Source organism: Peribacillus glennii, assembly GCF_003429105.1.
Lineage (GTDB): Bacteria > Bacillota > Bacilli > Bacillales > DSM-1321 > Peribacillus > Peribacillus glennii.
In genome coordinates, this window is record NZ_QVTD01000003.1 from 1,175,332 (window position 1) to 1,195,872 (window position 20,541).

Sequence of the window (20,541 nt, forward strand, 5' to 3'; positions counted from 1 at the left end):
CACAAACGTTAGTAACAAAATATGGGGCACGTCACTGAAAATAAAAAAAGCGATTGAAATAAAAAGGGGCTCACCCCCTAACCTTACATCTGTTTCTGAAATAATTCAGATCTTGATGTAAAATTTCTATGGGTTGAGCCCCCTTAGACCGTTCAACTTGCTTTCGGATCGCTGTTAGTCTTTTCGTATATATTGATCCCTGCTTCGTTCAGCATCCACTCTATGTGGACCCCGTAGCCGCTTGTCGGATCATTTACAAACACGTGGGTTACTGCCCCGATTAATTTTCCATTTTGGATGATTGGGCTGCCGCTCATCCCCTGGACAATTCCGCCAGTTTTTGCAAGCAGCTCCTTATCTGTCACTTTTAACACCATACCTTTTGTTGCCGGAAATTTCTGCGGGATTGTACTGATAATCTCGACATCAAATTCCTCTACCTCTGACCCATTCACAACCGTAAGGATTTTGGCAGGGCCATCCTTTACTTCATGCGATAATGTAATTGGAATCGGCTCATCCGCAACTCCATTATTTACGCTTTGGTTCAATTTCCCAAATATACCAAATGGGCTGTTCCGGTTTATATTGCCAATAATTTGTCTATTTGACGAGAACCGGGCAAGTTTTTCACCCGGGTCTCCATTGCTTCCTTTTTCAATGGATGTGACTGTCGAACGGACGATATGGCCGTCCTTTACAACGATAGGCTTTTTCGTGTCCATATCGGATATGACATGGCCGAGAGCCCCGTACTTTTTTGTCCCTGGATCGAAAAAGGTCATCGTCCCAATCCCAGCTGCTGAATCACGGATGTACAGTCCCAGCTTGTACGCACCTTCATTCTTATCCTTTAAAGGTGTAAGCGTTGTTTTCATCGTCTGTTTTTCACGGTTTATCACCAGTTGCAGCGGTTTTCCACTTTCTCCTGCTGCCTGGACAAAAGGAGTGACATCTGACATTTTTTTAATTGTTTGGTTGTTGATTTTTGTAATGATGTCGCCAACCTGGATGTCGGCGATTTCTCCCGGTGATTTTTTTCCTTTAGGCGTATCAACTAAATGATGGCCTACAACAAGTACGCCTAATGTATTGAGCTTTACCCCGATCGATTGTCCCCCAGGTATTACCTTGAAATCCTTAATGACTTCGACATCCACCTTCTTGGTAGGCAATCCTGCAAACTCAAGAAGAAGTTCATTTGTACCCGGTTTTTCTGCTTTTACCGTAACCCCATCCCCTGCTTTATCCAGGGTTGCCCCTGACTCTGCCGTAATCACTCTTGCCGTTACAGGCATCGTAGAGGGCAAGCGGTAATGCTCACCTTCAAACAGGACCACTTTCTTAGGGATTGACATATATTCACTTAATGGCTGGTATAACCCTAATGCTATTAGCGAAACAAGGAGGATTCCACCGATTATTCTGTTTATCCATAGCTTCATCAATTCACTCTCCTCGCTTCTATCTAAGTTCCCCTGCTTTATGGCTACACTTTTAATGTAGCCTTGATAGCTTTCATTTATAACTTTGCGGCAAAATAAAAGCTATCCAAAAACGGATAGCTTTTCATCGAATCAATTTTTATATAAGATTTTTTCCCTTACGGGCATGTCAAAAAATCAGTAATGATCATTTCGCCTCTTTTAATTGTTCAGCCTGTTGAATCAACTCTTTTGCATGCTTTTTAGTTAGGTCCGTTATTTCCACCCCTGAGATCATCCTGCCGATTTCTTTAACCTTTTCGTCATTTCCAAGGGGCAGGACAGACGTTTTCGTCCGCCCGCTCTGGATTTTTTTAGCGATAAATAAGTGAGTGTCAGCCATTGCCGCCACTTGTGGCAGGTGTGAAATGCACAGGACCTGTGAACCGACAGCCACTTTATAGATTTTTTCGGCTATTGCCTGTGCAACCCTGCCACTGACACCAGTATCCACTTCGTCAAAAATAATGGAAGTGACTCCTTGATGCTTAGAGAAAATGCTTTTTAACGCGAGCATGATCCTCGACAGCTCACCACCTGAGGCGATTTTCGAAAGCGGTTTTAAGGGTTCTCCGGGGTTCGTTGAAATATAAAACTCAAGTTCATCCAATCCTCCAGGGAGAACACCTGCTTCATGGGCTGGATCAAATGAATATGCGGTTTTATGGAAATGTACTTCAAACACTGTTTTCTCCATATAAAGCTCTTTCAGTTCCTGATGGATTTTTTTCGTCAATTGTTTTGCGAATTTTATCCTGAGATCCGAAAGATTTTTTGCTTCCACCAACAGATCCGCCTTAATTGATTTCAGTTCTCCTTCAAGTTTGGCAATATGGGTTTCACGGTTAAGGATCGTTTCGATTTCTTCTTCAATGGCAGCGCCGTATTCGACGATTTCTTCGATAGTTTTGCCATATTTCCTCTTAAGCTGATTGATTTCATTCAGCCTGTTTTCAATGAAATCGAGGCGCTCTGGATCATATTCCAGTACATCAAGCTGATCCCTTATGCCAGCTGCAGCATCCTCTAAATTATAGTAACTGTTGGCCACTGCTTCAGAAAGCTGTTGGATAGAATCATCAATACCTGCTGCTTCCTCCATGTTATTCATGGCGACCGATAGCCAGTCAAGCCCCCGTTGTTCTTCACGGAGGGCCTGATAAGCCGTTTGAAGTGCCTCATGAATCTTTTCAAAATTATTGATTTTCTTTCTTTCCTCTGAAAGTTGTTCATCTTCCTGAAGCTTAAGGTCCGCCTTTTGGATTTCTTCATGCTGGAACTGGATCAAATCGAGGCGGTGCACCATTTGCTGTTCATTTTGGCTAAGCTTCTTAAGTTGTTTGGCAGCTGCATCATATTGCTTATACAGTTTTTCATATTCCTTAATAGCTTCCGCAAGTTTTCTTCCGCCAAACTGGTCCAACAGAGGAATATGTAGCCTCTCATCCATTAATTCCTGATGTTCATGCTGGCCGTGGATATCAATCAGGGTACGGCCGATTTCACGAAGGACCGCGATAGTCACCAGCTTGCCATTAATCCGGCAAACACTCTTTCCTGAAGCTGACATTTCACGGCGCAGGACAATCATTCCATCGCTCGCATCTATGCCAAATTCCGCAACTTTGGAAAAAACCGGGTGTTGCTCTTCATCCAATTGAAATAATCCTTCTATTTCCGCCTTCGATTCGCCATGCCGCACGAATTCGGCAGATCCTCTTGCGCCGACAAGCAAATGGATGGCGTCAATAATAATGGATTTGCCGGCGCCCGTTTCCCCAGTCAATACAGTTAAACCCTTTTCAAGTGAAATCGAAAGGGCCTCAATGATTGCAAAATTTTTGATAGATAGTTCCATTAACAAGCTCAAATCACCTCTCCCAAATTAGAGCATGTCCAAAAATTTATTGGAAATCGTCTCCGCATCTTCTGCGCTCCGGCAAATGATTAAGCACGTGTCATCCCCGCAAATTGTACCCAGAATTTCGTCCCATTCGAGATTATCTATCAGGATCCCGATTGCGTTCGCATTCCCGGGGAGGGCTTTCATTACAAGCAAATTGTTTGCCGAATCGATCCGTACAAATGCGTCCAATAGCAGCCTTCTAAGCTTTTGCAGAGGATTGAATCTCTGGTCCGCAGGCAAGCTGTATTTATAACGGCCATCCATTAACGGTACCTTAACAAGATGCAACTCTTTAATATCTCTGGATACGGTTGCTTGGGTAACGTTGAACCCTGCGTTTTTTAATTCATCAACGAGGTCATCCTGGGTTTCTATGTCATTGTTAGCGATGATCTCCCGAATCTTTATGTGTCGCTGTCCTTTATTCATCTAAAAAATGCACCTCTCGAGAAATTGTCGGCACTTGGTATTAGGCTTTATACAAGTAATGTTAGCGGATTTACGGCGAATTGTACATTAATTTTCTTTCATTTCCTGTTAATTGTACATAATTTGCCTTACATTGTAGAATTTCCTTTTGAGTTCGGTTTCATTCCGCATTTCTGTATCAAAGTTAAGAAGAAAAGGCTCCCTAGAGCCGCTTTATGCTGCTTTAGGAGCCTTCATTTTCTTCCGTGGTTTTTGATTTTTTCAGTTCCAGGTGAGCCTGGCCCACAATGTTTTGAACGGAATTTGCAAGCCTGTTTTCCCCTTGTTCCTTGCCGCCTTCCCAGTGCAGGTGCAACAGGAACTCAATATTTCCGTCTCCACCAGTAATCGGGGAAAAAGAAGCATCTTGTACATCGTATCCTTGCTCCAGCGCAAAGGCGATAATCTTGTCAAGAACCTCCGCATGGATCTTTGGTTCACGAACAATTCCCTTTTTGCCAACCTGCTCCTTGCCAGCTTCAAATTGCGGTTTGACGAGCGCCACTATGTCACTGTGCGGAACAAGCAAGGTTTTCAACACAGGAAGGATTAGTTTCAGTGAAATGAAAGAGACATCAATGCTTGCAAAATTGGGCAGTTCCCCTTCCAGGTTCTCCGGGGTGACATACCGGAAATTGGTTCTTTCCATAACTTGCACCCGCTCGTCCTGCCTAAGCTTCCAGGCAAGCTGGTTATAGCCAACGTCAAGGGCATAGGACATTTTCGCGCCGTTTTGCAACGCACAATCGGTGAAGCCCCCCGTAGAAGCCCCAATATCCATTAACACCTTATTCTCTATGTCCAGGTCAAAAACCTGCAAGGCTTTTTCCAGCTTTAAACCTCCCCGCGAAACATAAGGCATCACTTTCCCCTTGATTACAAGTTCCATGTCGGCGGGCACCTTTTCGCCAGGTTTGTCCAGACGCTCTTCATTGCCGTATACAAGGCCGGCCATAACCATGCGTTTTGCCTTTTCCCTTGTTTCAGCCAGCCCTTTATCCACTAATAAAACATCTAGTCTTTCTTTTTTAGCCATACTGCTTTATGCCCTTTTTTGCTTTTTTGGTGTGATATTGATGATCCGTTGCATTGCCCCCTCGACGGTCAGCCCAATTTCTTCAAGGAGCTTGTCGACACTGCCGTGTTCAATGAATTCATCCGGGATTCCCATCCGTTCGATTGTAGCCGCTGGTCCGCCGTAATCATGTGCAAACTCCAGGACGGCACTTCCGAACCCGCCTTGCAATACGGCTTCCTCAATCGTTAAAATCGGCAGCTTGGAATCCAGGATGCTGCTAAGCATTTTGTCGTCCAACGGCTTGATGAAGCGAGCGTTTACCACTTTCACTGAATAATCTTGTTTCTCCAGCAGTGATGCAGCTTTAAGCGCCAGGGGTATCGTTGTGCCAAAGGTTAAAATAACAGCGTCCGTACCTTCTTTCAAAACTTCCCACGAGCCAATTGGTATTTCCTTCCATTCTTCATCCAATGGAACGCCTATGCCGTTACCGCGGGGGAATCTCATCGCGATTGGGCCTTCATCATATTTAAGAGCGGTATTGACCATATGCTGCCCTTCGTTTTCATCTTTCGGCATCATTAATACCAAATTAGGCATGTGCCTTAAGAATGCGATATCGAATACACCCTGATGTGTTTCACCATCTGCACCTACCAGTCCGGCCCGGTCAATTGCGATAAAAACATTCAGATTCATTCGGCAGACATCATGAAGCATTTGGTCGTAGGCACGCTGCAGGAATGTAGAATATATTGCCAAGAACGGCTTCATGCCTTGAGTAGCCAGACCTGCTGCAACAGTGGTTGCATGCTGCTCGGCAATCCCGACATCATACATCCGGTCCGGAAACTCGCTCTGAAATCCTTCAAGCTTCGAGCCAACCGGCATGGCAGGAGTAATGGCGACGATCCGGTTGTCTTCCCTCGCCAGCTCGCGCACAGTTTCACTCACGAGCTTGCTCCAGGCAGGCGGCTCATTTAATGGCTTTACGAAAGCCCCGGTTTCTATTTTGTACGGCCCGGTGCCGTGCCATGTCCCTACTTTGTCGGTTTCAGCAGGATTATAGCCTTTCCCTTTTTTCGTTATCACATGGAGAAGGACGGGACCCTTTGTTTTCTTGGCATAGCGGAAGTTCTCGAAAAGCTCTTCATAATTATGGCCATCCACCGGCCCTAAATAGGTAAAACCAAGCTCTTCGAAAAAGATTCCGGAAACAAGGAGGTATTTCAGGCTATCCTTTAGCCTTTCAGCAGTTGAAGCCAGTTTGCCTCCCACTGCCGGTATCTTCTTCAATAGGTATTCCAGCTCGTCTTTTGCCCAATTATATTTCCCTGCGGTACGCAGGCGTCCCAAGACGCTATGGAGTGCGCCGACATTCGGGGCAATCGACATTTCATTGTCATTGAGTATGACGATCATATCCTTCTTCTCATGGCCGATATGGTTGAGTGCCTCAAGTGCCATTCCTCCCGTGAGTGCACCGTCGCCTATTACAGGGAGAATGAAGCTTTTCTCTTTTTTCAAATCCCGTGCAATGGCCATACCCATGGCTGCTGACAATGAGGTCGAGCTGTGGCCGGTTTCCCAGACATCATGCTCACTTTCATTGCGCTTTGGAAAACCACAAAGGCCGTTATGCTTTCTTAAAGAGTCAAACTCGCAAGCTCTACCTGTCAGGATTTTATGGACATATGATTGGTGCCCTACGTCCCATATGATTTTATCCTGAGGGCTATTGAACTCCTTATGAAGCGCAACCGTCAGTTCCACAACACCGAGGTTCGGTCCGATATGGCCGCCGGTAACGGATAATTTTTCAATCAGAAACTGGCGGATCTCATTTGAAAGCTGCCCCAGTTGTGCATTATTCATATTTTTAAGAAATGAAGGGTCTTTTATTGATAATAGATCCAAACAGCATCACACACTTTCATTTTATTTCTGCTATCGGCACCAGGGTTTGTGGAAATGGAAACGCTCTGCAGCTTTCCTCCGCAGGTTTGAAAACTCACCGATTGGCAAGCCTTTAAAAGGCGAAGAGCAAAGGTGTAGTCAGGCCCACAGGGTGTGGCACGCACAGGCGTTGCCACAGGACGTGTCGAACTTAGCCAGTGTTTTGCTTTATCCAGGCACTTTCTTGCCTGCCAAAAAGAGCCGCCGGCACCCAGAGTGATATCGGCGGCTATGTATTTCAGATCATATCACTGTCAGATTCAGCATACCGTGGGGCTTTCGCGCAAGAAACCCCAAAAATAGCAGGAAAATTTTTAACATGAGTATAACACATTCACGTTTTCTTAACAAATTTACAACAGTCTAACTTAGTGGTTTCTTGCCGCAATCAGGTTTGTGATTTCCTCTAAAAGCCCTGTATCGAGATTTGTTTTGGCTAAATGGGCTAACGCCTGAGCAATATGTTCATTTAGTTTTTGTTTTGCCCCGTCAAGAGTCAAAAGTGAGGGATAGGTGCTTTTATCGTTTCCCGCATCGCTTCCTACCGGTTTTCCAATCATTTCTTCCGTTCCTTCGATATCAAGAATATCATCCCGTATTTGAAAAGCAAGGCCGAGGTCCCGGGAAAATTGCAGCAGGTGCCGGCGCTGGTCGTAGCTTGCACCTGACAAAATCGCACCTGACAACACACTGATGGATAGCAATTTGCCTGTTTTATGCTCGTGGATATACTCTAGCTCGTTCAGGGACAAACTCTTATTCTCCCCTGCGATATCAGCCGCCTGTCCGGCTACCATGCCTTCCGCACCTGCTGCTTTTGAAAGCTCCCTGATCAATTCCAGGGCCGTTTCCGCCGGGACCTGCGGTTGTGCTGCCTGAGCGATTATCTGAAAACTGAGAGTCAGCAACGCGTCGCCTGCAAGGATGGCATTTGCTTCCCCAAACACCTTATGGTTTGTAGGCTTTCCCCTTCTTAAATCGTCATCATCCATGCTGGGGAGATCATCATGGATCAGGGAATACGTATGGATCATTTCAATCGCACAAGCTGCGGGAATGCCCAGGCGTGTGTCCTTGCCGAAGGCTGAAAGCACAGCAAACACTAATAAAGGGCGGATCCTTTTCCCGCCGGCCTCCAGGGAATAAACCATCGCTTTTTTTAAAATATCCGGTGCTTGAATCTTTCCGACATAGTTTATAAGCGCAGTTTCAAGAAGCTTTTTGTGTTCCGCTGCAAAAGATTCCAAGGTTCCCCCTTTTTCCACTGTTACTCCTCCTCCCCGGCCACAAAGCTTTCCAGCTCTCCATCCTCACGCAGTATTTGTGTCAGCTGCTCTTCCACAGCTTTCAATTTTTGGTGGCATAACCTTGATAAATCCATGCCTTTTTTATAAATGGAGATTGCCTCTTCGAGAGGGACATCCCCTTCCTCCAGCTTCTCAACGATTTCTTCAAGCTTGTCCATAGCCTGTTCGAATGTGAAATCCTCACTCATGGTCATTTCTCTCCTTAATCTCCTGCACTTCACATTGAAGCGCACCATCTTTTATTTGTACGGTTATTTTATCGCCTTTAGCAACCTGTTCCTTGCTTTTCACCAGGCTTTGATCATCAGTAAAAACAAGCCCGTATCCACGCTCCATAATTTTCAATGGGCTTAACGCTGATAATGTCGCGGTCATGTGGACAAATTGACGGCTGTTTTCCTTGACGACACCTTCCATCAATCTGTTCAATATTTTCTTCTGTGCCGCAAGCTTTTCTTTCGACTGGGATACAGCCTGGTAAGGATGCTGCTTCCTGAGACCGGTGTCCAGAACTTGAAGTGCCTCACTCTTTTTCAAAAAGTATCTGCCGCTCTCTCGCTTTAGCCTCTCTACCGTTTTATCAAGCTGCTCCATCTTTTGTTCATACATCTTTCTAGGGTAACGGAATGCATATGATTTTTCCAGCCTTTCAAGCTTCGTTTTCTCCAGGTTCACCAGTTCCTGAACCGATCTTGTCAGCCTGTTTTGCCTGTTCATAAGCCGTTCCATAACCTCGTTCAGATGGGGTACTGCCTGCTCCGCAGCACCAGTGGGGGTTGGGGCCCTTAAATCAGCGACGAAATCGGCTATCGTAAAATCAGTTTCATGCCCCACAGCCGAAATGATCGGGATATCAGAATCAAAAATCGATTCAGCGACAATTTCTTCATTAAAGGCCCAAAGCTCCTCGATGGAGCCGCCGCCGCGCCCCGCGATCAATACATCGGCCTCTCTCCTGGCATTTGCCGAGGCGATTGCCTTCGCAATGGATTTAGCAGCATTCGCTCCCTGTACCAGAGCGGGATATATAATGATTCTCGCAATCGGGTATCTTCTTTTGATCGTGATCAGGATATCCCTTAATGCCGCACCTGTCGGGGACGTAATGATTCCAACGGTTTTTGGGTAAAGTGGAATCGCTTTTTTATGGTGTGGTGAAAATAACCCTTTGGCCTCCAATTTTTTTTTCAGCTGTTCATAAGCCAAATACAAATCTCCAACACCGTCCGGAGACATGTCCTTCACATAGAGCTGATATTGGCCGCTTTGCTCATAGACGGATATGTCGCCCCTGACCAATACCTTCATCCCGTTTTCGGGAGAAAATTTGAGCGAATTGTTATTTGCGGCAAACATCACGGCAAGCAATCTCGCTTTTTCATCCTTTAGGGTAAAATACATATGCCCGCTTGAGTGCTGTTTAAAATTTGAAATTTCACCCCTTATGTATATGTCCTGCAAATGGGGATCGGCATCAAATTTACGTTTAATATATTTCGTTAAAGCTGTTACGCTTAAATATTGTTGGTTATCCATTTTATAACTCCCTTAAAAACGAACATAAGTTTCAATCTCCAGCCCCGTCATAGATAACGGCTTTGTTTTTGAAACTGAAACTAACAACATCAGGCGGTGTAGGCGAGAACACTGCTCTACTGTTTAAACAAAGCCAATGAGTATTTTTGGAATAAATGGGAGCCAATCATTCATTTTCTGTACCCCGCCTTTTCTCCGCACAAAAAGGATAGAAAAAAAGCTGTCTCTGCCATTATAAACAAGAGTACAGCTTCTTTTAAGCAATAATGCCTATTTTATTTCGAATTTAATGTTTCCAGTTCGTTGTTGTGGGCTTTTTTCGCAGATTTTACCGTGTTTTTCATCAGCATCGTGATAGTCATCGGGCCGACACCGCCTGGTACCGGAGTTATATAGGATGCTGATTCTCGTACTTCCTCAAATGAAACATCGCCGCATAGTTTTCCTTCGTCATTACGGTTCATGCCGACATCGATTACTACGGCCCCATCTTTGACATGCTCCCGTCCAATTGTATCCCTTTTGCCTACAGCAACTATAAGGACATCAGCTTTCTTGGCGTGTTCTGCCAAATTGTCCGTGCGTGAATGGCAATAAGTGACCGTGGCATTTTCGTTCAGCAAAAGCTGTCCGACCGGCTTGCCGACAATATTGCTCCGGCCGACAACAACCGCATGCTTTCCCTCCAGGCTGTAGCCGATGAACTTAAGCATTTCCAAAATGCCGTACGGTGTGCAGGGAAGAAAAGCATCCTGGCCTGTCATCATCCTGCCGACATTGATCGGGTGAAACCCATCGACATCCTTTTCAGGGGAGATGCTTTCGATAATCTCCTTTTCGTCGATATGCCGAGGCAGCGGCAATTGTACAAGAATTCCATGGATGGCTGCATCAGTATTTAGTTCATTAATCTTTTCAACAAGCTGCTGATGTGAAACGGATTCCGGCAGTTCAATTAGAACAGAATGCATCCCAAGTTCCCGGCAAGCTTTTTGTTTGTTTGAAACATACGTACGGGAAGCCTGGTTATCACCTACCAACACAACGGCCAGGCCCGGTACGATATCCTTTTGGCTAAGCATTTCCACTTCCTCGGCGATTTCTTTCCTTATTGCCTTTGCAATTTCTTTCCCATCGATTAGTTTAGCTGTCATCGGCGAAGTTTCCTCCTAACAAATGAATGGTGAAAAAAAATGCTGCATGCACTTTATTTTATTGATCCAGGGAATCCTTTATTTTTGATAAAACGGCATTCACAAAGCGACTGGACCCGTCATCCCCGAATTTCTTTGCGACTTCGATGCTTTCATCCATGGCAACGCTGACAGGGACATCTTCACTGTACAGCATTTCATAGACAGCAATCCTAAGCAGGTTACGATCGATATTCGCAAGCCTTTCAAGCGTCCAGCTTTCAAGATTTTTCCTGATTAATCCATCAATTTCCGCTTTATTTTCGATTGTGCCTGTTACCAGTGTCTCGAAATATTCATCAGATTCTTTTCCATTCAATACGCTCTCGATGGCCTCTCTCGGTTCCGATTTGCCAATCTCGATCGTATAAAGTGCCTGCAACGCTTTTTCACGGGCTGTTCTTCTTTTCATAATTTTGCTCCTTTTACATCCTCTATTATATATGATAATCACATAAAAAACGAACATTAATTCCTAATGAATTGAAAAATATTAAGAATTTCGTTAAAAACAACCGGGTTTGGAGCACCTGACCGCCAAGAAACCACACATTTTACAATGTAACAGAAATAATGAATTAGAGAAACCATTATTTATAGCGTTAACATATTTTGTATGCCTCATAACACAGCAGCATAAACAATATTAGTGGAATTTATGAATTTAAACGTTGGCCGCCATTATATTATTGGTTCATTTATATAAAACCCTGGCTTTCAAATGCCTTCAACAAAGCGAAAGATTTCTAGAACGGCAAGGGTGGAAAGAAAACTTGCTTGCTCCCTGCCCTGAAAAGTTCCTGCCAAATAATCCAAAAGTCAACAATATTATTTATCACTGCGTAATTCTTTAGTTCAACTTATATCTAAAATGTGATTAATTCAGGAAATCCGGATCATTACATTAGAAAGACCCGGCTTTCGCCGGGCCCAGCATGTTCACGGTTTTTCTAACCAGTTGAATTCTTAAATTTCCTGCTCGATTTCCTGTTCATTCTTCGCATTTTCAAATTGAATCCCGACAACATGGACATTCACTTCATCAGCTTCCAACGCAGTCATATTCAATAATGCTTCACGGATATTATCCTGCACTTTTTGGGCAACGTTCGGGATTGAAACGCCAAACTTCATGACACAGAATAAATCTACTTTGATCCCTTCCCCAGTGAGATCTACCTTTACCCCTTTGCCATGGTTTTTCTTTCCTAGACGTTCAACGACTCCGGATGCAAAACCTCCGCGCATATATGCCACGCCGTCGACTTCACTGGCCGCAATGCCGGCGATTACTTCTATGACCTCCGGAGCTATCTCAACTTTCCCTAGCCCATTATTGCTTTCACTCATTTCCAGCATTGTACTCTCCATTTCACTCATCCAAAGCACCTCCTGATTCTTTTCATTATGAATTCATTACATCATATAATTCAAGGAATTTCGTATTAAATTCCCCAGATACGAATTGTTCATGCCCAAGCAATTTTAAATGGAACGGAATCGTTGTATGGATTCCCTCAATGGCAAACTCGCTTAGCGCCCGTTTCATTTTTTCTATCGCTTCTTCTCTCGTCGCCCCATGGACGATCAATTTGGCAATCATTGAATCATAGTATGGAGGAATGGAGTACCCGGGATATGCAGCCGAATCGACCCTAACACCGAATCCGCCTGGCGGCAGGTACATCTGGATTTTTCCCGCTGACGGCATGAAATTCTTTTCCGGATTTTCCGCGTTGATTCGGCATTCAATCGCCCACCCGTTAAAGGTAACGTCCCCTTGCTTCAAGCTGAGCTTCTTTCCTGATGCCACGTGGATTTGTTCCTTGATCAGATCAACACCTGTGACCATTTCCGTGACAGGGTGCTCCACCTGGATCCGGGTGTTCATTTCCATGAAATAAAATTTGCGGTTTTTATAATCATAAATGAATTCAACAGTACCAGCACCGGCATAATCGACAGCCAATGCAGCCTTTACGGCAGCATCACCCATTTCATGGCGGATTTCACTATCTAACGCAGGGGAAGGGGTTTCTTCAACCAATTTTTGCAATCTTCTTTGGATGGAACAATCCCTTTCACCAAGATGGATGGCATTACCGTGTAAATCTGCCATCACCTGGATTTCCACATGGCGGAAATCTTCTATGTATTTTTCAATATATACCCCTGGATTGCCGAATGCAGTCAATGCTTCCTGCTGGGTGATCTGTATCCCTTTTATTAAATCCTCTTCGTTCCTTGCGATTCGAATCCCTTTTCCGCCCCCGCCGGCAGTGGCTTTGATGATCACCGGGTATCCGATTTCCTCAGCAAGCGTGATAGCTTGATCATTGTCTTTGATAATCCCCTGGGATCCCGGAACAATCGGAACTCCTGCTTTACGCATCGTTTCCCTCGCAACGTCCTTTGTTCCCATTTTGGATATTGCTTCTGGCGAAGGGCCTACAAAAGTTATGCTAACCTCGCGGCAAAGTTCCGCAAAATCGGCATTTTCAGCAAGGAACCCATATCCTGGGTGAATTGCATCAGAACCAGTAAGCTTCGCGGCACTTATGATATTCGTGAAATTCAGGTAACTGTCTTTTGATGCTGTCGGGCCGATACAGTATGCCTCATCTGCCAGCTGGACATGCAGGGCCTCCCTGTCAGCTTCCGAAAAGACTGCGACCGTTTCAATCCCCAATTCCTTACAGGCCCGGATAATACGGACGGCAATTTCCCCCCGGTTTGCGATCAATAGCTTCCTTATCATTTATAACAGCTCCTTATTCAGGCTTGACTAAAAACAACGGCTGGCCGTATTCAACCAACTGGCCGTCTTTCACCAGTATTTCAACGATTTCGCCTTCTACTTCCGCCTCTATTTCATTGAAGAGTTTCATCGCTTCAACAATGCAGACGATAGAGTCCTTTGTAACCTTTGAACCCGTCTTTACATATGCATCTGTGTCCGGCGAAGATGATTGATAGAATGTGCCCACCATCGGCGAAACGATTTTCTGTAAATGTTCCTGGTGTGCTTCTTCCTTGGGCGCAGCAGGGCTTGCTTCAACAGCTGCGATTTTTTCAGGTGCCTGTGCAGGCTTATCAGGCTTAACCGGTTCCGACTGTACCGGCTCGGCTGCCGGCTGATGCCCGACGGACACAGGCTGTTCCTGTCCGGTCTTTTTCAGTTTAATTTTCGTGCCTTCCTGCTCATACACAAATTCATTAATGCTTGATTGGTCAACCAGTTTAATTAATTCCCTGATTTCCTGTACCTTTAACATCTTGGCACCCCTTGTCTACTTTTATTTATGACTAGATAGTAACATGATACGATAATACCTTATCAAAATTCAATACATAGCTTAGCAATACAAAACCGGCAGCTAATTTTACCTGGTAAAATGGAAACTTGCAAAATTAATATAGGACATTTGAAAACGGTACCGAATTTATAATCCAGGAGGAAGAGCGGGGTTCAAACGGACTATTTTTTAATGAATCAAAAATAAAAAGGCGGTGTATGTATTGATTTATTGCAACAGCTGTAAAAGGAGGACTTAACCTGAAAAAACAGTCTCGTAGTCAGGGCAACACTGGTCTGTGTGATACTTGCTTCGGTGGTGGACACGGCAATGAAAAAAGATATCGCAGTGATTTTGTCCATTGTGATCGGAGGCGGTCTCGGGGTTTTGATAAAATAACAGACTACCATTCCAATATGGAATTGATTGAAAGCTCGTCCCGCCAGGTTGGGAAATCAGAAAGCGACTTCAGTCAATCATCGAGGAAGCGAGCGCGGCACTTGAGGAATTGTCTTCTAGCATACAAACGCAGGCAAACCAGAATACCCACCTTGTCCATTCCATTTCAGCAGCAAATGAAGCCGTCAGCAATTTAATGAAACTGCACGAAGACGCCTATGAGTTTTAGTTAGCTACGTATATATGTTGAATTTTTAATTTACAGCCGCCCTCCAGCCCATTCATGTGAAACCAAAGTTTCCGAGACCTTTCAGCTATGCTACTAAGGCTGATCCAACTGCCTTTGACCAGTGAAAGCCCGCTTTCTCCTCAACTATGCAAGGGGCTCAAATGAGCCAAAATAAACTATATTATTTATCAATGCGATAAACAAAAGTTCCACATATAGACTAAAAGGCCCCCTGTCATCAGGCGGCCTTTCACTGGCAGAAAATAAAGTATAAAACTCCTTCCTGAATAACGCAAAACAAAGGCTAGGTGCGCTGCGTCCTGTAGCAACGCCTGTGTGACCCACGCTATTGCGGGTCTCTACACTCTGTCTTCGCCTTTAAAATAGGCTCGCCAATCGGTAGTGTTTCTAACTTTATTTTTCCGGCTGGAAATTCACTACTACATCATGTGTGCTGTCAAATTCTTTGTTGACAAGCTGGATAATGGAATTGGCGGCGGAAGGGCTCAGTTTATCCGCTTTAACAGTGATGTCCACATCCTTGCCGTTTACTCGGACAAGCGCTGCATCATAATCCATTGTCAAAACCAGTTTTTCAATGATTGTTTCTTTTTCTTCCACACTATTTAATTCCTCAATTTTCTGTTTCGCATCGCTTATTTCTTCGGCTGATAGTTTCGTATTGGCCACAATCGCTGTAAGTTCTTCCTTCTGTTTGGAACGGAGATCCGTGAGTTCCATGCGGAGGGCTTCAAATGCATCATCGCCAGCCTCCCGTGTCACTACGGTTGCGCCATCCTTGGTTTCTTTTTTAGCTACCGGCTGTTTGGCATCTTCCTTTTTCACCCCAGCTTCTTGTTGCTTTTCCTCTTTTTCCTCGGTACCCGCCATGTTGACAGGCTGCTTTTCCGGTGTCGTTAAATAATAGACAGATAATACGACAACAAGGCTTAACATCGTCAATAACCAGACTGTTTGCTTTTTTAATAACATGATATGTTTCCCCCTTATTATTTTTTAGGCATTACAGAAACCCGATGGCTTGGTACATCAAGTGACCTGGTCACCGCTTCGACAATCCACTTTTTGATTTCTATATGATCGGCGCCTTTTGCCACTACCAGGACACCACGGATTTTTGGCTTTTTTGTCTCGAGAACGATTGGACCTTCTTTTTCACCGCTTTTTACGATCACAAGCTGCTCATCAATATTCGTATCTTCCACTGTCCGCTTTCCGCCTTCTTGGTCGGTTTCCTCGGTCACCTGCTTTTGGGTAACCTTGTTTTTCTCGAAGATTTTTTGTTCGGATGCATCGACATTTACCACGACCTTGACATCATCCACGCCGGCAATCGCTTCCAGGGCCTCTTTCATCTCCAATTGCAGGTATTTTTCATAGTCTTTAATTGTTTTGATTTCTGCAGGATCTTTTCTTCCAAAGGCCGGGACGTCTTCTTCTGAATCTTTCCCATTAAAAGCAGGAATTGCCCCGCTGGTTTCTGAGGCCGTTTTGCTTTCCTGACCAGACTTCAAAACGCTGCCGGCCATCATGATCCCTATCCCAATGATCAGCACTACCAAGGCATAGGCATATAGAGAAGGTTTTTTCTCTTTTGGTTCATTATCTTTGTTAAATAATTTGGACAGCCAGGTTAATGGACCTTTATCATTTTTCAATTTTCCCCACGCACTCCTTCCCCGGCTATTTCGATGAGCCCTTCATCTACGGACCATTTTGCTGCAAGGAAACTCTTAATTTCATCCAGATCGGCTGCCCTGGCATATGGAGCGTCCCCTGCATTGATTTCTATTTTCTCCACAACCTCTACTGAGCCTGATTCATTTTTTGCCTTGTCCAATTTGAGTACGATTTTTTGCAAATCCTCCGGCATGTTGGGTTGTTTCAGGTTTTTGACCTCCAAATCAATCGTTTGGATTTCCATTTCGTACTTGTTCATCAACTCCTCTTCCGCTCCCGCCTTTAAGCCGGCTGCCATTTGTTCTAAAATATATGCATGTTGGGAGGCTTGTATTTCTTTTTTCTTTATTTCTGTTAAATTTCCAAGATTCTTTTGCTCCCCGTTTTCAAAAGAGGCCGTCGCTTCTGCCAGCAGCTTGTCAAAATCTGTGTTAAACAATGAAAGCACCGGAGATATGATGATAGCAATCAGCAATAGGCCAATGACCATCTTTGCGTATTTTTGCATGGCCGAGCTTGGAAGCAGCATATCAACGACGGTGGCCAAAAGGACGAATATGATAATGTTGGTAATCCATTCTGTTAAAAAATCCAATGCCGCAGCTCCTTTCAATTACCGCACCATAAGTGTGATATTCCCTGCTGCAATGATTACAGTGATGCTTAGAAAAAACATAAGCGAAACGATAGCCAGGGCCGCAAAGATATAAATCATGCTTTTGCTGATAATGTCCAGACATTTGATGACTGGGCCGCCTCCAAGGGGCTGCAGGAGCCCCGCTGCCAATTTATAGATAAAGGAAACCGCCAGTATTTTGATAGCGGGAAAGGCTGTGATCAACAACAAGATCGCCACGCCCGCCATGCCCACTGTATTTTTCAACAGAACGGAAGCATTAATCACTGTATCCGTAGCATCCGTGAACATCCTCCCAATCACCGGAATGAAGTTGCCGGTTATAAACTTTGCTGTCCTTAGTGTCACCCCGTCAGCGACCGCCGATGATGCACCTTGAACGGAAATTACGCCTAAAAAGACGGTCATGAATGCCCCGAGTATCCCAATGCCCCAGTTCCGCAGCAACTGGGCCAACTGCGTGACTTTGTACTGGTCCGTCAATGTGCTCACTATGCTGAGGATCGCTGCAAGAAACAATAGGGGCAGCACAACATATTGAACCAAGACACCACTAGTGTTCATCAAGAAAATGAGGACCGGATGAAAAAAACCAGCAGATATGATTCCCCCTGATGCGGCAATCAGTGCAAGCAACAATGGAATCAGGGCCATGAGAAAGGAAATCATGAGATCAATTGTTTCCTTTGTGTACGTTATCGCGACATGAAAGCTATTCAGGGCCAGGATGATCAGGACCATATATACGATTGCATAGGCAACCTTCGAAACGGTGCTTGTTTCAAAGGCATTCTGGAGCGATTGAAGGAACATGCTGAATACTGTCAGCAGGATTAACGATCCCAGCAGCTTTCCGTTGACCAGCAGTTCATGGAAAATAAATTTCCCCATCCCTTTGAACCATTCCTTGAATGAAAATTGCTTCTCCCCGCTTACGAAATCCATGAAGCTTCCCTTTTGGCTTTCAGGAAGGAAGCCGCCATATTCATTTATTACGTCGTCCCAATATTGTTTTAACTCGTCCACCCCAAGCTTATCGATTTGTGACTGAACCAGCTCCGATTGCATGATTGGTTCTTCTTTTACCGTATTCTCGGCGTTTACGGGGCTTGCATGAAATAAAAAAAGAAACAAGAATAAGAGTGGAAGGTAGTGCATTCGCTGCTTCATATATTCACCTCACCTGCGGCCATTTGACCGTCGTTCACGGTCAGCTTGGTATCAGTTTAATGATGGTTTCAATGATTACGGTAAGAATTGGGATCGCCATTGCGAGGATCAATATTTTTCCTCCCAGCTCAATTTTTGAGGCAATTGAACCCTGGCCGGCATCCTTCGTGATCTGGGCAGCAAATTCCGCGATATAGGCAATTCCGATTATTTTTAAAATCGTTTCGAGATATACCATATTTACATTGGCATTCACGGCAATTTTCTCAAGCATTTGAATGATTTCATAAATTTTATCTGCCAAATAAAGAAAGATCGTACAGCCGGTGAAAACGACCAACAAGAATGCGAAATTCGGCTTTTGTTCTTTAACGATCAGAGCCAGGAAGGTAGCCACAAGTGCTATACTAGCAATTTTGATGATTTCGATGGCTATTACCTCCCTACTGGAACAAGAATACGGATTTGATTTTTTGGAACAGATTTTCCACGATGGATGCCACCATGAATAAAATGTATATAAAGCCAAAAAGGGTTACCCATTGGGCATATTCTTTCTTCCCGACCTGATCCAAAATCGTATGCAGGAATGCTACTACAATCCCGACACCGGCAATTTTAAAAATGATGTCCACTTCAATGCCCATCTCGATTCCTCCTGAATCTGCCTACATCAGCATAATTATTAAGAGCAGCCCTGACAAAAAACCAAGGCTCCTGACCATTTTTTCGTATTTTCCCTGCCGGTCCAGTGCGTCGTTCTCTTCCCTTTCCAGATGCGCCATGGTAAGCATGATCTGTTTTTGCTGATGGTATCGGTCATGCCTTCCAAGGGTTTCGCCAAATTGGGATAGAATTTCAAATTCGCCTTGTTTCAAAGCAAGCCATTTCCATACTTCTTTCAACGATTCGTCCCAGGCAATTTTTACAGTTGTTTCCCCTGATGTGAGCTTTGAGGAAAAAGATTCGAAAAACCATGAAAGCGGTTTAGGCATTTGCTTTGAAAGCCTTGACGCCGCATCCGCAAGCGGAGTGTGACCGTACATGATTTCAGCCTCTAAGGATTGCAGGGCAACCTTCAGCTGCCGCAGCTGTCTCGGCCTTTGGCTTAAGTGCCTAGATGCCTCAAAACCAGCCCAGGTCGTGGCTAAAATAATGATTGCGGCTCCTATCAGCTTTAGCATTCATGACACCCCCTCACGTCTTGTTAAGTGCTTGCCCTGGGCATCGAGAATTCTTAAGGCCCTTCTTCCCACTTCGTTTCTATCCAGCTCGATGAACCTCTGGAATATGTCTTGTTTAAGGATATGGGCAATATTAGGGCGCTTCTTCACTTCCGTAAGTGTATGTCCGTGAGTGGTTATGATCAATTTGATTCCGGCATTGACAGCTTCAAGGACAGCCATCGTGTCCTCGGCTCGTCCAATTTCATCGACAACCAATACGTCAGGCGACATCGACCGGATCATCATCATCATGCCTTCCGCCTTCGGGCATCCGTCAAGCACATCAATCCTTGGGCCGAATTCCAGCTGCGGCACGCCATGAACACATCCCGCGATTTCTGATCGTTCATCAACGATGCCTACCTTTTTCGGTCCGATGCCGCCCATATCAGGACCATTTGAAATCATTCTGGCGATATCGCGGAGCAAAGTTGTCTTCCCGCTTTGCGGGGCCCCGATAATCAAGGTATGATTCCATTCGTCCGTATATAAATGAGGCATCAATTCTTCCGCGATTCCAATCTTTTGCCTTGCGATCCTTATGTTAAAAGAGGAAACATCCCGTATTGCTTTTACAGTACCGCCCTCAAGTATTACCTTTCCTGCAAGGCCGACCCTGTGCCCTCCTGAAACAGTGATATACCCCCGCTTTAATTCTTCCTCAAGCGTGTATAAGGAAAATTGGCTTAAACGGCCAAGCAAGCTTTGGGCATCATTTTTATCCACCACATACGGCATAAAAGCCGGACGGCCTTCCACCACGATTTCAAGGGGCCTTCCAATACGAATCCGCAGTTCTTCGATTTTTTCCGCCGAGGTTTGCGAAATCCGCAGGAGCTGTTCAAGAATTTTCTTTGGTAAAAGAGCCAGGACTTCTTCCAAAGCTACCCCCTCCTATATGTCAATTTCATTAGTAGAAATGTATGCCTTACAGGGACACGTTATGACAAGCATCCGGTAAAGGCGATTAAAATAAAAAAAGGCACAAAAAAAACCGGGGCAGAATCCCCAGTTT

At 44.7% G+C, this 20,541-nt stretch carries 21 protein-coding genes; all 21 read right to left on the reverse strand.

The annotated features are described in order from the left end of the window. Nucleotides 1-152: 152 nt before the first annotated feature. Nucleotides 153-1,445 carry a SpoIVB peptidase gene (gene spoIVB, locus D0466_RS07165; protein WP_117321819.1) on the reverse strand — a complete coding sequence of 431 codons (1,293 nt, stop codon included), beginning with the start codon at nucleotides 1,443-1,445 and terminating at the stop codon, nucleotides 153-155. Nucleotides 1,446-1,632: 187 nt separating this feature from the next. Continuing rightward, entirely contained in the window at nucleotides 1,633-3,348 is a 1,716-nt protein-coding gene (gene recN, locus D0466_RS07170; protein WP_117322252.1) for a DNA repair protein RecN, read from the reverse strand. Nucleotides 3,349-3,369: 21 nt separating this feature from the next. Then, nucleotides 3,370-3,819, reverse strand: a complete 450-nt coding sequence (ahrC, locus tag D0466_RS07175) for a transcriptional regulator AhrC/ArgR (protein ID WP_117321820.1) — start codon at nucleotides 3,817-3,819, stop codon at nucleotides 3,370-3,372. A 223-nt stretch (nucleotides 3,820-4,042) separates the two neighbouring features. Beyond that, nucleotides 4,043-4,894, reverse strand: a complete 852-nt coding sequence (locus tag D0466_RS07180; RefSeq protein ID WP_117321821.1) for a TlyA family RNA methyltransferase — start codon at nucleotides 4,892-4,894, stop codon at nucleotides 4,043-4,045. Between the two features lie 6 nt (nucleotides 4,895-4,900). Further along, entirely contained in the window at nucleotides 4,901-6,793 is a 1,893-nt protein-coding gene (gene dxs, locus D0466_RS07185; protein WP_117321822.1) for a 1-deoxy-D-xylulose-5-phosphate synthase, read from the reverse strand. Between the two features lie 407 nt (nucleotides 6,794-7,200). Continuing rightward, on the reverse strand, nucleotides 7,201-8,097 hold the full coding sequence (locus tag D0466_RS07190) for a polyprenyl synthetase family protein (protein WP_117321823.1): 897 nt from the start codon (nucleotides 8,095-8,097) through the stop codon (nucleotides 7,201-7,203). Nucleotides 8,098-8,099: 2 nt separating this feature from the next. Then, nucleotides 8,100-8,333: an exodeoxyribonuclease VII small subunit gene (locus D0466_RS07195; protein ID WP_407675611.1), complete on the reverse strand. Its 234-nt coding sequence runs from the start codon at nucleotides 8,331-8,333 to the stop codon at nucleotides 8,100-8,102. Beyond that, nucleotides 8,320-9,675, reverse strand: coding sequence for an exodeoxyribonuclease VII large subunit (gene xseA, locus D0466_RS07200; protein ID WP_117321825.1), 1,356 nt, complete (start codon nucleotides 9,673-9,675; stop codon nucleotides 8,320-8,322). The genes D0466_RS07195 and xseA overlap by 14 nt, the downstream gene beginning before the upstream one ends. Before the next feature lie 275 nt (nucleotides 9,676-9,950). Beyond that, on the reverse strand, nucleotides 9,951-10,829 hold the full coding sequence (gene folD / locus D0466_RS07205) for a bifunctional methylenetetrahydrofolate dehydrogenase/methenyltetrahydrofolate cyclohydrolase FolD (protein ID WP_117321826.1): 879 nt from the start codon (nucleotides 10,827-10,829) through the stop codon (nucleotides 9,951-9,953). Nucleotides 10,830-10,887: 58 nt separating this feature from the next. Beyond that, nucleotides 10,888-11,280, reverse strand: a complete 393-nt coding sequence (gene nusB, locus D0466_RS07210) for a transcription antitermination factor NusB (protein ID WP_117321827.1) — start codon at nucleotides 11,278-11,280, stop codon at nucleotides 10,888-10,890. 554 nt (nucleotides 11,281-11,834) lie between these two features. Further along, nucleotides 11,835-12,239 carry an Asp23/Gls24 family envelope stress response protein gene (locus D0466_RS07215; RefSeq protein WP_117322253.1) on the reverse strand — a complete coding sequence of 135 codons (405 nt, stop codon included), beginning with the start codon at nucleotides 12,237-12,239 and terminating at the stop codon, nucleotides 11,835-11,837. Between the two features lie 34 nt (nucleotides 12,240-12,273). Beyond that, nucleotides 12,274-13,626: an acetyl-CoA carboxylase biotin carboxylase subunit gene (gene accC / locus D0466_RS07220; protein ID WP_117321828.1), complete on the reverse strand. Its 1,353-nt coding sequence runs from the start codon at nucleotides 13,624-13,626 to the stop codon at nucleotides 12,274-12,276. Nucleotides 13,627-13,639: 13 nt separating this feature from the next. Further along, on the reverse strand, nucleotides 13,640-14,143 hold the full coding sequence (gene accB, locus D0466_RS07225) for an acetyl-CoA carboxylase biotin carboxyl carrier protein (protein WP_117321829.1): 504 nt from the start codon (nucleotides 14,141-14,143) through the stop codon (nucleotides 13,640-13,642). A gap of 1,063 nt (nucleotides 14,144-15,206) precedes the next feature. Further along, the gene (locus D0466_RS07230) at nucleotides 15,207-15,785 is read right to left on the reverse strand and encodes a SpoIIIAH-like family protein (RefSeq protein ID WP_117321830.1); all 579 of its coding nucleotides are present in this window, start codon (nucleotides 15,783-15,785) and stop codon (nucleotides 15,207-15,209) included. A gap of 17 nt (nucleotides 15,786-15,802) precedes the next feature. After that, nucleotides 15,803-16,471, reverse strand: a complete 669-nt coding sequence (spoIIIAG, locus tag D0466_RS07235) for a stage III sporulation protein AG (protein WP_117321831.1) — start codon at nucleotides 16,469-16,471, stop codon at nucleotides 15,803-15,805. Beyond that, nucleotides 16,468-17,088, reverse strand: coding sequence for a stage III sporulation protein AF (spoIIIAF, locus tag D0466_RS07240; RefSeq protein WP_117322254.1), 621 nt, complete (start codon nucleotides 17,086-17,088; stop codon nucleotides 16,468-16,470). Before spoIIIAF ends, spoIIIAG begins: the two co-directional genes overlap by 4 nt. Before the next feature lie 18 nt (nucleotides 17,089-17,106). Continuing rightward, entirely contained in the window at nucleotides 17,107-18,300 is a 1,194-nt protein-coding gene (spoIIIAE, locus tag D0466_RS07245; protein ID WP_117321832.1) for a stage III sporulation protein AE, read from the reverse strand. A gap of 40 nt (nucleotides 18,301-18,340) precedes the next feature. Then, nucleotides 18,341-18,736 carry a stage III sporulation protein AD gene (gene spoIIIAD / locus D0466_RS07250; protein ID WP_117322255.1) on the reverse strand — a complete coding sequence of 132 codons (396 nt, stop codon included), beginning with the start codon at nucleotides 18,734-18,736 and terminating at the stop codon, nucleotides 18,341-18,343. 7 nt (nucleotides 18,737-18,743) lie between these two features. Beyond that, nucleotides 18,744-18,947 (reverse strand): stage III sporulation protein AC, encoded by a 204-nt coding sequence (spoIIIAC, locus tag D0466_RS07255; RefSeq protein WP_101632157.1) that lies wholly within the window; start codon nucleotides 18,945-18,947, stop codon nucleotides 18,744-18,746. A 21-nt stretch (nucleotides 18,948-18,968) separates the two neighbouring features. Beyond that, nucleotides 18,969-19,484: a stage III sporulation protein SpoIIIAB gene (gene spoIIIAB, locus D0466_RS07260; protein ID WP_117321833.1), complete on the reverse strand. Its 516-nt coding sequence runs from the start codon at nucleotides 19,482-19,484 to the stop codon at nucleotides 18,969-18,971. Continuing rightward, complete coding sequence (gene spoIIIAA, locus D0466_RS07265; RefSeq protein ID WP_117321834.1) at nucleotides 19,485-20,408, reverse strand: stage III sporulation protein AA; 924 nt, start codon at nucleotides 20,406-20,408, stop codon at nucleotides 19,485-19,487. Nucleotides 20,409-20,541: the final 133 nt, after the last annotated feature.